Source organism: Epilithonimonas bovis DSM 19482 (assembly GCF_900108115.1).
Lineage (GTDB): Bacteria > Bacteroidota > Bacteroidia > Flavobacteriales > Weeksellaceae > Epilithonimonas > Epilithonimonas bovis.
This window is the reverse complement of sequence record NZ_FTPU01000005.1, coordinates 34,829-48,208: the sequence shown is the minus strand read 5'-3', so window position 1 is coordinate 48,208 and position 13,380 is coordinate 34,829. Positions and strand designations below refer to the sequence as shown.

At 32.6% G+C, this 13,380-nt stretch carries 13 protein-coding genes and 1 pseudogene; 4 read left to right on the top strand and 10 right to left on the bottom strand.

Features of this window, described 5'->3' with window-relative positions; genetic code table 11:
- Window positions 1-29 precede the first annotated feature (29 nt).
- Window positions 30-797: an NUDIX hydrolase gene (locus tag B0B05_RS03345; RefSeq protein WP_076782069.1), complete on the bottom strand. Its 768-nt coding sequence runs from the start codon at window positions 795-797 to the stop codon at window positions 30-32.
- Between the two features lie 56 nt (window positions 798-853).
- Window positions 854-3,922 (bottom strand): Tn3 family transposase, encoded by a 3,069-nt coding sequence (locus B0B05_RS03340; RefSeq protein ID WP_076782068.1) that lies wholly within the window; start codon window positions 3,920-3,922, stop codon window positions 854-856.
- Window positions 3,923-4,104: 182 nt separating this feature from the next.
- Here B0B05_RS03340 and B0B05_RS03335 point away from each other — a divergent pair, with 182 nt between their 5' ends.
- The gene (locus tag B0B05_RS03335) at window positions 4,105-4,707 is read left to right on the top strand and encodes a recombinase family protein (RefSeq protein WP_076782067.1); all 603 of its coding nucleotides are present in this window, start codon (window positions 4,105-4,107) and stop codon (window positions 4,705-4,707) included.
- A 253-nt stretch (window positions 4,708-4,960) separates the two neighbouring features.
- On the opposite strand, the gene B0B05_RS03330 is transcribed toward B0B05_RS03335, so the two are convergent.
- The 8 genes from B0B05_RS03330 to B0B05_RS03295 all read right to left on the bottom strand — a co-directional run bounded on the left by B0B05_RS03330 (window position 4,961) and on the right by B0B05_RS03295 (window position 10,958).
- Window positions 4,961-5,863: a bestrophin family protein gene (locus tag B0B05_RS03330; RefSeq protein ID WP_076782066.1), complete on the bottom strand. Its 903-nt coding sequence runs from the start codon at window positions 5,861-5,863 to the stop codon at window positions 4,961-4,963.
- A gap of 37 nt (window positions 5,864-5,900) precedes the next feature.
- Window positions 5,901-6,602 carry a VIT1/CCC1 transporter family protein gene (locus B0B05_RS03325; RefSeq protein WP_076782065.1) on the bottom strand — a complete coding sequence of 234 codons (702 nt, stop codon included), beginning with the start codon at window positions 6,600-6,602 and terminating at the stop codon, window positions 5,901-5,903.
- Window positions 6,603-6,747: 145 nt separating this feature from the next.
- Window positions 6,748-7,260, bottom strand: a complete 513-nt coding sequence (locus B0B05_RS03320) for a DUF2231 domain-containing protein (protein ID WP_076782064.1) — start codon at window positions 7,258-7,260, stop codon at window positions 6,748-6,750.
- Between the two features lie 12 nt (window positions 7,261-7,272).
- Entirely contained in the window at window positions 7,273-8,037 is a 765-nt protein-coding gene (locus B0B05_RS03315) for a rubrerythrin family protein (RefSeq protein ID WP_084173867.1), read from the bottom strand.
- A 21-nt stretch (window positions 8,038-8,058) separates the two neighbouring features.
- The gene (locus tag B0B05_RS03310; RefSeq protein WP_076782063.1) at window positions 8,059-8,322 is read right to left on the bottom strand and encodes a hypothetical protein; all 264 of its coding nucleotides are present in this window, start codon (window positions 8,320-8,322) and stop codon (window positions 8,059-8,061) included.
- Between the two features lie 93 nt (window positions 8,323-8,415).
- The gene (locus B0B05_RS03305; protein ID WP_076782062.1) at window positions 8,416-9,792 is read right to left on the bottom strand and encodes a sensor histidine kinase; all 1,377 of its coding nucleotides are present in this window, start codon (window positions 9,790-9,792) and stop codon (window positions 8,416-8,418) included.
- Window positions 9,789-10,466 carry a response regulator transcription factor gene (locus tag B0B05_RS03300; protein WP_076782061.1) on the bottom strand — a complete coding sequence of 226 codons (678 nt, stop codon included), beginning with the start codon at window positions 10,464-10,466 and terminating at the stop codon, window positions 9,789-9,791. Before B0B05_RS03300 ends, B0B05_RS03305 begins: the two co-directional genes overlap by 4 nt.
- 12 nt (window positions 10,467-10,478) lie before the next feature.
- A complete protein-coding gene (locus B0B05_RS03295; protein ID WP_076782060.1) occupies window positions 10,479-10,958 on the bottom strand; it encodes a DUF2231 domain-containing protein in 480 nt (159 codons plus the stop codon).
- 483 nt (window positions 10,959-11,441) lie between these two features.
- Here B0B05_RS03295 and B0B05_RS03290 point away from each other — a divergent pair.
- The 3 genes and pseudogenes from B0B05_RS03290 to B0B05_RS03285 form a co-directional block, all read left to right on the top strand.
- A pseudogene (locus tag B0B05_RS03290) lies at window positions 11,442-12,359 on the top strand (glycoside hydrolase family 30 protein); the annotation flags it as partial.
- A complete protein-coding gene (locus tag B0B05_RS17085; RefSeq protein ID WP_317044116.1) occupies window positions 12,345-12,566 on the top strand; it encodes a glycoside hydrolase family 30 beta sandwich domain-containing protein in 222 nt (73 codons plus the stop codon). The pseudogene B0B05_RS03290 and the gene B0B05_RS17085, both read left to right, overlap by 15 nt.
- Window positions 12,567-12,578: 12 nt before the next feature.
- Complete coding sequence (locus B0B05_RS03285; RefSeq protein WP_076782058.1) at window positions 12,579-13,367, top strand: glycoside hydrolase family 16 protein; 789 nt, start codon at window positions 12,579-12,581, stop codon at window positions 13,365-13,367.
- Window positions 13,368-13,380 lie beyond the last annotated feature (13 nt).

Below are 13,380 nucleotides of genomic sequence, written 5' to 3'. Positions count from 1 at the left end.
ACAGAAGCAACCTTTTTTGGGTTGCTTTTTTATTTTAGAAAATCGTTGACGGAGATCTTGGGTGAATCCAGAAAACGGTAGAGATAAGGCGCTTTGTTTGCAGATCCGCTATAATGTTTTTCCAGGCGTTCCAGGATATTAAGGCTCAATATCTTGCGCTGAAAATTATTCCTTCTCAACGGCTCACCCAGGATCGATTCATACAGATTCTGCAACTCTTTCATTGTGAATTTTTCCGGCAAAAGATTACTGCCCATTACCTGATAATCAATATTTTTTCTTAGGTACAATAGCCCTTTTTCTATCATCTCCTGATGGTCAAAAGCCATATTAGGCAGTTCGTTCACATTAAACCACTGGCAAACCTCGTTAAAAGAATCAGGGAAAGTGTAGGTAAGGGTATAATCAATCAAAGCACAATAGCCGACAGAGATAAAACGCTGATAGATCCAATGGCTGTGATCTACATCTATTTTTCGGTTTTCCAATAATTTTTGGTGCGTATTATTTTCGGTCCTGTGGATATCACCAAAGGTATAGAACTGCTCCAAAAAAACATCTGAAAGGTGCGTTCTCTCGTAGAGCGTCCTGGCCGCAGCGTCATTAAGATTTTCATTATTAAAAACAAATCCGCCGGGAACGGACCACAGATCCAGGTCGTGGTATTTGAGCAGGAGCACCTTGAGCGTATCCCGGTGAAAACCAAAAATCACGCAATCCACCGATATATGTTCTACAAAATCCTTGGTATCAATCAGTTCCTTTAGATTTTGCCTGATTTTATTGTTTTCGATCATAGGCTAATGTTGGCTTCAAACCAAAAATGGGACAAAATGTTCATTTCAATGCGTAATTAATTTATTTTCAATGAGTTAATTTTATCCATATCGAATGGTGGCTTCTCTACATCTATTATAAAATCATACTCTCCATGCATATTAACATGTTGCCAAGTCATTATAGAACTATTTTTCATTAATTCAATATTTTTCATTACTTCCTCTTCTTCTTTAATTTCGGAAAGTTTGTCTGAGATAAAAAGATAGTTCCATAATATAATTGCATTTTGGATTAAATGTCTACATGCTACTACAATTTCTTGTTCTTCTTTAGTTTCATATTTAAATTCCTGATTGTTTCCAAAAAAAACAGCTTTAGCAAAAAGGTGGGATAATTCAATTTTATTCAGTTGTTTTTCAATGTTTTGTCTTAGAGGGGGTTCGTCATAATACCTTAATAAAAAAATTGTTTTATGAATTCTACCAATTTCTTTCATTGCCTTATATAAAGGATGTTGTTTTGAATATGAACTTAATCGTTTCAATATAGTAGAAGCTTTTGCTTCCCCTAATTTAATAGAGCATAATAATCTCAATATATTTTCCCATTGATTCTTAATGATGCTCTCATCGATATACATACTTTTTGAAGGAAGAATCTTATAGCCTTTACTTTCGTAGTTATTTCTTGGAATATCCTTGAAGGTATATAAAAGCTGGTCATTATAATTTTTAATTCTTGGGGCAAATAAAATTCCCAAAGAATTACAAACTCCAAATATAATTTCACTATACCCATGCGTGTCCGTGGAATGCATATCACTCTCTATATCCTTGTTGTGAAGAAGCCCATCAAGGATATAGCCGGCTTCTCTTTCTGAAGCGCTAATTACACTATTGTAAAAAAGCTTACTCTTTTCGTCAATAAAACTATAAGCAGAAATTCCTTTTCCGGTTCCAAAATATTTAAAGGAATGAGTTGCATTAATTGCAGGAACTGTTACATTAAATTTTTGCCCATCACTTGAAGTGTGTAATGAATCTTTCTTTTGAAGGTATATTTGGGGTAGTGAGAGTTTATCTGTAATTTCCAGAATCATTTGATTGGCTTCATCAATATTATCCTTACTAAAAAACCATCTGACCACATATTCTAATTTGTCAGCTCCAATACCTGTAGATATTTTACCCATTTTTCTTACCCCTATATTACAACCTAAAGCTATAATTGCTGCATAAATAATATTTTCAGCAGGAGAATCTTTACTTGATTTTCGGCTGTAATGTAAAAAAGAAGATGTAAATTTTGCAGAATAATCAATGTCAGATAATATTTTTGTAAGTGGGATGTATATATTTTCTCCAATAATTTCATGAACAAAATGATTTGTAGTTTCGTCAATTTTTGGGGTGGTTACTCTTGGTCTATTATCTTTATTAAATTTTAAGTATTCATTGGTGAAAATATTTTCGTTTGTTTTTATATAATGCTGCATCATGCTTTCTTTTAAAAGCAACAAAGTATCCTCCATTTCATACATATGATTAATATTGGCTCTTTCCATCAATTCTTTCTTGTCCGAATTCCAACGACTGTAAGAAATTAAATAATCATCGATTGACTTGTATTTATCAGAAAATTTAAGGTTAAGTGTACCGCCTTTTATATGATTAGATACTTCTCTAAACAAAAAGATTTTATACATCTGTGGATTAAATTCACCTTTATCATTATATAACCATTTCTGATCGTTTTTAGCAATAAACTCACGAGGAGCAGTATGTGTTATTTTTCCATTTTTAGCTTGGTAGTTTTTTATAGCAGATATCATTTGAAAATCAGACATTTCGTCATTAAATTCAAGCATTAACAGAATTCCAGCAACTCTGTTATGTATTCTTCTATATCCATTATTTAGCTCTTTGAAGAAAAGTTCTTCTTTTAGCGCAGTGGTTCCTAAGTTTTCAAGCTTATCAATTTCCTCAATGATGTCATCATGTAAAGAGTGGTTTTCAGAAGTGAAAATATCTTTTATTAATCTAAGTTTTTGATAATCTGCATATTGATTTGTAAAAATTATTCGTTTTACCTTTTCTAATTGTTTTTTTGAAGAAAAAATAATGTCCCTAATTTTTGCCAGTTGTTTCTGTTTATTGGGTTTTAAATCTTTCTTTAGAAAATCATTTGCAATAGATTTATTAGCATTATTATAATATTTTTGAACAACTTGAAGAAAGATGTCAACGAACGCATCCTGACGGATGCGATACTGATAAATAATGAATGATACTATATAAAGTCTTTTTCTTTCAATATCTCGAATGCTGTCAAACTGTATATGTTCTGCCTTTACTACCCAAACAGCATAATAATTTAATATGCCTGAAATTTCATTCAATTTAGTAATATTAGAAAGATGAAAATGCATATCTTTAATAATACTAAAATCATCTATGCTTTCTTTAATTTTTCTTGGAGTTATCGTTTGAATAATCCTCTTTAATTTAGTAATTAAATACGGATTTTTGGAAGTCACTTCATTATTACCTGAAGGTAGTTTCATCATTTCATCCAATAAATCTTTTTGAACTATACTAAGGTTTTTATCGACCAGACTCACTAAATTTTGTTCAAATACATTTAAGGATTTCGATATGGTCTGAGCAAAAAAATAGTATTTAGGGTGTTCTATTTTTTTCTCTTCCAAAAATGAAATTAAAGAATAAAAAATTTCTTTTGGTCTTTGCGGAGTTTTAACTAGCTCCAAAGCTTCTTTTTCAAATAAATCAATACAATCGGCAAAAGCCCGATATCCAAATTTATTTAAAATAAAAATTCTGTGTTGTGTATATAAGGATCTTTTGTACTCTCCAATGTTTACCTTGTATTCCAATCCACATAAATTAGATACATAATTTATATCATCCTCTCTAAATTGATTGGGGACAAAAAATTTTTTTTGAGCTAAGAAGTAGCCTTTTTGAAGAATATAACCAATAATAGTAATTCCTTTTCTTAAATTAGGTTCAAGATCATTATCAAACTCTAACGTAAATAATACTTTTCTCTCTTCAACTGTTAATTCAACAGGATTATCGAAAAGCTCAATATCTTTTTCTTTTAAAAGATTTATTCTTGGCATCAGAAATATTTTGTAAATATAAATATATCATAAATTTGTAAATCCCAAAATTAGACTATAGCTTAATATTGGGATAAAAATCGAGGTGGATTCATGCAAATTAACTGAAATAATTTCATCCCAAAAATACCCATCCTAAAATTGGTAAATTTTATTTATATTTATTTACGATAAATATTAAAATGAAAGCAAGATATATTAGGGTATCTACCTTAAATCAAAAAATTGAAAGACAGCTAGAAAAACAATATCCGGATGAAAAAATTTACATCGATAAAATCAGTGGCTCAATTCCATTTAGTCAGAGGTTTTCTGCAAAGGAACTTCTAAATGAAATTGGAAAAAATGAAATCCACTATATTAGTGTTTCCAGTATAGATAGATTAGGAAGAAATACACTTGATGTATTACAAACAATTGAAAAACTACACAAAAGTAATATTTGTTTAAAAGTAGACAATTTAGGTTTGGAGAGTTTGGTTGAAGGGAAAGAGAATCCTACATTTAAATTGATAATAAGTGTTTTAGCGAATATCAGCGAAATGGAGAGGAATTCCATATTAGAAAGGCAAAGAGAAGGAATTCAAATTGCAAAAGCCAATGGAACTTATAAGGGAAGATTGAAGGATACGACTGAATCAACAGAGGAATTTTTAGCTAAATATCCTACTGTTATTAATTATTTAAAAAGAAAAAATCCACCAACTATTGTTGAAATTGCAAAATTAACTGATTGCTCCAAAAATACAGTACAGAAAGTCAAGAAGTATATAAACAACAATTAAGTCTATTTGCTAAGGTTCAAAACTCTCTGTATTTCAGATAATTAAAAAAGCCTAAGGTTTTAAACCTCAGACTTTATCACCTACTCATCAAAATATTCTTTACCTTTTCTATCTACCCAGCCTTTGGGGTCAGTCGACGAAAAGTAAAATTTTGTACGTTAAGGATAACATCTATTAATATTTTAAATTTAAATAGACTGACTTTTAATATAGCTATCCGTTTTTAATCTAAAGTAAATTTTATTGAAACAATTTATAAAAGTTTATTTTTTACTTCGATACAATTTTGTTCAATCGTCTTACATATTTCATCAATTGTCACAGATGTTTTATTTTCAGAAAATGGCTCTCCGAATAAATTTGCCAATTTATTGATGGTTAAAAAAGAAGAACTAATGATTACCATAATTGGAATTGCTAATAACTCAAAACGGCTTTCTTCTCCACCCAAATCGATATCGCCAATGAATAATGGAAGTAAAATGACATAGAAACTCACAATAATTTTTGTAAAAGAACTGTAAATCATTAAAAAAGGAGTGTTTTTTATTCTTTCTGCTTTACCTTGAATATCGTAGAAACGATTAATATGCTGCATTAAGTCATTTTTTTCAAAATTAGCTTTTGATGCAAAATCTGTTTCAATGGTTTTTGTAAGTGCTAATAAAAATTCATTTGAAATTTTATTGCTGCTATTTACTTTAAAATCTTTCAACAGTTGTACTTCTTCATCATTAAATTTTGGTTTAAAATTGCTATGCATTTCATTTTTAAACTGGCGAATGTATAAAATGCTTAGCTCTATTAATCTTTGAGCCCCTGCTTTTAGATCTGATTCCCTTGCTTCATTAAAATTCTCTTTATTACCATAATAAGCGTATAATTTTGTTACAAAACTTCTTGTATTGTTTGTAAGCTCACCAAATATTTTTCTTGCTTCCCACCATCTGTCATATGCAGAATTCATTCTAAAACCCAAGAAAAATGCAACCGCAAGTCCAAATACAGAACCGATTTGTCCTGATATTTTGTAAATATGATCGCCAAAATATTCTTCAAGTCCAAGTACCAATATTGTATAAATTGTAGTGATTACAATAAACGGAGATGAAATTTTCAGTAATTGCAATAAACCTTGCTTTTCAGTTTTTATCATTCTTTAATCTTGTTAATTAAACTTGACTATTAATTTTTTATACTTTAACACCAAAAATATAACCCACTAAAGCTGATAAAACCATTGCAATAGTTCCCCAAATGGTAATTCTTAAAATAGCTTTTGGAATATTAGAACCACCTGTTTTTGCTGCCATTGTCCCTAAAATAATAAGGAAAATTATAGTAGAGCCATACAGCCAATATTCCATTCCTTTTACCGGAGCAAAAAGTATGACTAAAAGTGGCAAAACACCGCCCACCGTAAAAGCTGCACCCGATGCTAATGCTGCTTGAATGGGATTTGCTTGACTGATTTCATTAATCCCCAATTCATCTCTAATGTGTGCTGCTAATGCATCTTTTTCTGTAAGTTCTATTGCTACTTGCAATGCGGTTTCTTTTTTAAGACCTCGCTTTTCATAAATTTGAGCCAATATTTGCAATTCTTCTTCGGGCATTTCTTTTAGCTCTATAATTTCTCTTTCAATATCGGCTTTTTCGGTGTCGGTTTGTGAACTTACCGAAACGTATTCTCCTGCTGCCATAGACAAAGCTCCTGCAACCAAACCAGCAACGGTAGCTAAAATTATTGGCTCTCTTGTAGAACTTGCTGCTGCAACTCCTATGGCAAGGCTGGAAATAGAAATAATTCCGTCATTTGCTCCCAAAACTGCTGCTCGCAGCCAATTGCTTCGGTGGATGTAATGATTATCTAAATAATTGTCGATTGTTATCATAGTTTATGCTTTTTTAAAGATTATTGTAGTAGTAAATATAGCTACAATAATGAAGATGTGAGGTAATTAATAAGTAGAAAAAAGAACTATTCTATGTGAATAGTTCAACTATTTATATTGATTCTTGCAATAAATAATGTGTTTTTTAGTCATCATCGTCATCATCTTGTTTTTCACCTTGTTCATTGTTTTTTTCATTACCATTTTGAACATTTGTACTTGATGAAGTTTCGGTATGTCTTATCTGACCTCCAAGATAGCCAGTTCGAGCCACTAAAGCAAAACTGATTATTGCTAAAAAAAGCGTTACCATTGTTAATGATTTTGCTAACGAATTTTTAATAAATTCAAAATATATTGTAATGAGCGAAGCAACTGCTACAGAAATTAATGCTGTAAGTGCATACGCTGCAAAATCTGCGTGCTGTTCTATTATATTTTCTGAAACACCCTGTATATTTTCTACCGTTTCTTCTGCACCTTCTCCTGTAATGTAGGCAATGACAGCCCCTAAAGCAGAAATAATAAAGATATAATGTGCTGCCGTTTTCGTTGTGTTGCTTTTTTTCCAAATACCATATCCTAAAACTAAAGTTCCCAAAAGCGAACCAAATATAGGCAGATGAGTAATGAGCAAATGTATATGTGTTTGATCCATTATTTCTACGTTTTAAAGTGAATTGATTTTAATAAATTTCTCGCCACTTGTCATAGAAATTCCGCAGCGTTTTGGTGCTGTTGTTTCATACGTATTACCACAAGTAGGGCAAACAAAATAAGTAGAAGCCAAAGTGTTTGTTTTATTGCCGTTTAGTGCAGCCAATGCAAGTACATAAAGTTCTTTATGTTTTTTCTCGGTTTTATAAGCATAATTCAAGCTCATTAAAGCCAATTGATTTCCTGCTGCATTTGCTTCTTTAAGAAATGTGGGGTACATCGTCGCAGCTTCATAAGCTTCTCCTTTTATCGCAAATTCTAAGTTTTCTTTGGTAGATTGTACTTTTACGTCAATAGTTGGTGTTTTTACTACAACTCCCATCTCTTCCAATACCGCTTTGTGATTGTTAGCGTGTATTTTTTCAGCCAAAGATGCTGCTTTGAATAGCAATGCAATTTCTTTAAATCCTTCTTCTTCCGCTTTTTTAGAAAAAGCAGCATATCGAGCGGTTGCATTTGATTCACCATTAAATGCTTCTTGCATATTGGCGACTGTTTTTACCTTTGCCTGTTCTACAGAAATTGCTTTTTGCTCTGAAGATTCTTGATTTGTAGTACCTGCTTCAGTTGGAGGTTTCATTTCGTTATTATTCTCATTTGATTTTTTACAAGAATTCAAAAAAAGAGAGGCAACTAGAACAAGACTTGCTAGGATAGCAAATTTATTATTTATAATAATAGATCTGCCTTTTTGAGTTTTGAAAATAATAGGTTTCATATTTTTTTATCAATGATGAGTTTACTTGTTCTCATTTTTTTCGTTAGCTTCATTTTTTTCACCTGCTTCACTATTTTCTTTTCTTTCGTTGACTTCACCAGTTTCTTTTTTTTCGTAAGTTTCGTTCCCTTCATTCTCAGAAGTTGTAGTTTTTGTGTTTTGGTACTGCTTAGTTGTATCTACTTTTTTAATAGATGCTTCTGACGTTGATTTTTCATTTTTTTTACAAGAAGTAAAACTTAATAATACAAGAAGTAATGCAAGGGTGATGGTTTGCGTTTTCATAATTTAATTGATTTTAAGATTATTTATACCACAAAGGTAACACTGGCTATCTTTTAGTTTTCTAAGTGAATTCTTAAAATCAACTAAAGTTTTTTAGGAAATAAATTGTAAACAGAATGAGGTGCCCTGATCTTTGACGCTATTTACGGTAAGGGCGATGTTTTGTACTTCACACAATCTTTTTACAATGGAAAGACCTATTCCGTTTCCAGGTATTTGAGAATTTCTGGAGTCATCAACTCTATAAAACCTATTGAATAGTAAGGGTAATTTATCCGATTCTATTCCAATACCATCATCTTCTACGCATAAAATTTGATCAGAAGAATTCCAGGAAATGTAAATATTCCCATCTGTTTTGTTGTATTTTATGGCATTAGAAATGAGGTTATCGAGAATCATTTCTAATAAAAGAATATCTGCAGAAACGATAGCTTCTTGCTGAAGATTATTATGGATATGTATGCTATTTTTTGTGATGAGTGATTCGTTATTTTTGATACTTTTTCCAATGGCTGTATACAGAATTACAGGTTCTTTATTCGCAATAAGAACGCTGGATTCTAAACGGGCAAGTTGCAACAATTGATTGTGTAATTGTGATAACCTATTGGTTTGATGCAGTACTTCCTGCATTTTTACTTCATATTGTTCGGCAGTTCGGGGTTTTCTTAGAAGTACTTCTATAATTCCTTTTATTGCAGCCAAAGGGGTTTGCATCTCGTGAGAAGCATCTGATGTAAATTGTTTTTGCTGGTAAAAACTATTTTCTAACCTGTTCAAAAGTTGATTTATGGTAGTTGCCAATTGGTGTATTTCATCTTGATTTTCAGGTAATGGTAATCGGGAATTAATATTGGTATAATCAATTTGTGAAGCTGAATCAATCAATTGATGTATGGGTGCAATAGCTTTGGAAGCCACAAAAGACATAATAAAATATAAAATGGATAGAATAGCACAATACGTTAAAATTAAAACTATCAATAAGTTATGTAAAACATTGTAAGATTCTTGCTGTGAAACGCCAATTGTTAATTGTCCTATTATTTTATGATTATTATTAAATACAGGAAATTGACCTTGTCTTATTTTTTGATTATTAATCGTTGCGTTATAAAAGACCGTTGATTTATTTTTGGGGTTAAAAAGAAAGTGACTGCCTTGTAAATTGATAGATTTGAAAATAGTGTTCCCTTTCAAATCCACTATTTGTATAAATGTAGGATTTACTTCTATTTGACTGTGTTCTGCTTCTTCCCATTCTGGCATTTTATTCATTATGATTTGGTCATCGTCCCAATCTAAATTAGCAAAAACTTCGTTTTTTTCTGTAATAATATCCTCATCTAAATGCTTGTAAGAAGTATAATAAACTACACCATAAATAACGACAAAAGCAATCGCGGTCAAGACGGCAATTGCGATCAAATTATAAGTCGCTATTCTTTTTTTGAAACTTAACCTCATTCGTTATCATTAATTCTATATCCAACCCCTCTAATAGTTTGAATGATAGATTCTTTACCATCAGTATCTAATTTTTTTCGTAATCCATTGATGAAAACATCGATAACCGCAGTGTCTTTATCAAAATGAATGTCCCATATTTTTTCCATAATCCTGGAACGGCGACATACTTTTCCCTTGTTACGCAGCAATAATTCTAATAACCCAAATTCTTTTTGGGTGAGTATAACTTCTTTTCCGTCTTTAGTTACTTGATGTGCATCAATATCCATTGCAATATCTCGAAATGTAAATTGGGATTGTTCACCTGTACTATTTCGCATCAATACCCTTATTCTTGCAAGTAATTCTTCAAAAGCAAAAGGCTTTTTTAAATAATCATTAGCCCCTGTTTCTAAACCAAAAACAGTATCATCTACGGTATCCTTGGCGGTTAAAAAAATAATGGGCACTCGTTTGTTTACTTTTCTAACATTCCTACAAATTTCTATTCCACTTACACCAGGAAGCATCCAGTCCAGCAATAGAATATCATATTCATTTACCAAATCTAGGGCTAATTCTAAACCCACTCTTCCGTTATCAGCAACATCTACTGCAAAACCTTCTTCTTCCAGTCCTTCTTTTAAAAAGCCAGAGATTGAAGGTTCATCTTCTACTAGTAAAATTCTCATAATTTTAAATAATTATTCTGGATTAGAATTGCTCTCATTTTCATTAAAATTAGGTAATGCCAGTTCTACGCCTGCACCGTGACTGTAAACTAGCTGTCCTCCTAAATAAGCGGTACGAGAAACACATCCAATTAAAATGGCAAATACTAGAAAACGGATGAGTTTTAGCCATTTGTCAGTAAATCTAAATACATCAACGACAGTATATAAAATAGCTGTGGTAATAGCAAGCCATACTGTTAAAAGCGCTGCATCTGCATGCATTTCAATTGCTTTGCCTAATGTTCCACTTTCCATACCTTCACCTGCAAAATCACCCGAAAAATAAGAAATTATTGTACCAAATGTACCCAAAATTAATAAGTAAAATGCTGTATGATTAAAAAATATTTTCTTAAATATAATACCAATTAAATCACTAAAAAAACCAATAAGAAGTAATGCAATGGGAAAATGGATGACCATAGCATGTAAATGTGTTGAACTAATCATAATATACTTTTGAACAAAGATTATAAAAGTAGTATTTGAATTTTCTTAGCGTACTCTTAAGTTTTTCTAAAGATATTTTAGTAGAGATAAAATAGCAGTGAGATGTGTTATGTAATTATTGAGATTTTAATTTCAGAATGGAATCAGAAGATTAGGATAGTAGGGGGCAGATCTCTAAGAAAATGACAACTGATTAACTGTATCATTACTGTGCTAAATTTTCCATTTCGTCGACTGACCCCTATTATACTGATATCGTTTATATTGTAAAGAACCTCTTTTACATTTTGGTCTTCTAGTTCTAGGGGTAACTTCATGTATAAAATATCATCAAATTTAATACGATCTTTTATAATATCAAAGTATTAATATAGATACGCCACCATTCGATATGGATAAAATTAACTTATTGAAAATAAATTAATTACGCATTGAAATGAACATTTTGTCCCATTTTTGGTTTGAAGCCAGCTTTCCGCAACCAAAAAAGAAGAATTACTGCAGGATTTATTCTCTTCCAATGGCAATTCTATTGCAGTGAGTTACCTCAGGCTAAGCATTGGCGCCTCAGACCTTAATGCCAGCGTGTTCTCTTATGATGATATGCCTGCAGGACAGACAGATCCTACATTATCTCAGTTCTCTTTATCAAAAGACCAGGCACTGATAGATATGCTGAAAAAAATCCTAACCATCAATCCATCCATAAAAATTATAGCCACCCCATGGTCGCCACCAGTTTGGATGAAGGACAATGCAAGCAGTGTTGGCGGTAGCCTATTGCCTCAATATTACAGTGTCTATGCACAGTATTTTGTAAAATACATCCAGGCAATGAAAGCGCAGGGCATTACTATTGATGCTATCACGCCTCAGAATGAGCCTTTGCATCCCGGTAACAATCCCAGTATGTATATGACGTCAGCCCAGCAGGGCGAATTTATTAAAAATCATTTGGGCCCGGCTTTTCAGGCAGCTAATATCAGTACCAAAATTATTTTGTACGATCACAATTGTGACAGGCCGGATTATCCCATGGATATCCTTGCAGATGCCGATGCCGCTAAATATGTGGATGGTTCAGCTTTTCATCTTTATGCAGGTAATATTTCGGTTCTAAGCAATGTTCACTTGGCTTATCCTAACAAAAACCTTTACTTTACCGAACAGTGGACAGGCTCTACATCTTCTTTTTCCGGTGATCTTATTTGGCATACCAAAAATGTAATTATAGGAGCGATGAGGAACTGGAGTAAAAACGCACTGGAATGGAATGTTGCCAATGATGCTGCTTACCAGCCGCATACTGATGGTGGCTGTACCGAATGCAAAGGGGCTATTACCATTAATACAAGTGAAATGTTTACCCGAAATGTAGCTTATTATATTATAGCACATGCATCCAAATTTGTTCCTCAAAACTCGCAAAGGATCGCCTCTACACAACCCGGCAACCTAAGTTCTGTTGCGTTTCTGACGCCTTCCGGTAAGGTGGCCTTGATTGTCCTTAACGAAGGAACCGCAACCGAAAACTTTAATATCCGTTATAATGGAAAAAGCGCAGCTACTGCCATTTCACCACAGTCGGTGGCAACATTTGCGTTTTAATAATAACATTTAATGAGTATCAGAACTACTTTGCAGCTGATTGCAGCTTTAGCCATGCTGTCCTGCAAAACGTATCATAATGGGAAAAAGCTGGTTTGGCATGATGAATTTAACCAACCAGGTTTACCCGATCCTGCCAAATGGACCTGCGAAGTTGGCGGTAACGGTTTTGGAAACAATGAATTGCAGTTTTATACCAATAACAGAACAGATAATGCAAGGGTAGAGGACGGACATCTTATTATAGAAGCCCGAAAAGAAAAATGGGAAAATCGGGATTATACTTCTGCCAAATTGGTTACCAAAAATACTTTTCCTTTCCAATATGGGAGTATAGAGGTACGTGCAAAATTACCAAAAGGCAAAGGGACATGGCCTGCAATATGGATGCTGAGCCAAAATTTAAAAAAATGGCCAGATGATGGCGAAATTGATATTATGGAACACGTTGGCTATCACGAGGGTTTTATCCACGGATCTGTACATACCAAAAAGTACAACCATATAATAGGAACCCAAAAGACCGATACCATCATTGTGAAGGATGCTACCAAAAAATTTCATATTTACAGAGCGGACTGGAGTCCTGATAAAATAGAGATGTATGTGGATAACCATCATTATTTCACTTATGTCAATACAGAAAAAACCTACGAGTCGTGGCCATTTGACCAGCCCTTTTATTTGATCATCAATCAGGCTGTTGGCGGAAACTGGTGTGGGAAAGAAGGCGTTGATTCCGGTATTTATCCTCAAAAATTTCTCATTGATTACGTCAGAATTTATAAATTAATTAAATAACCAAATATCATTC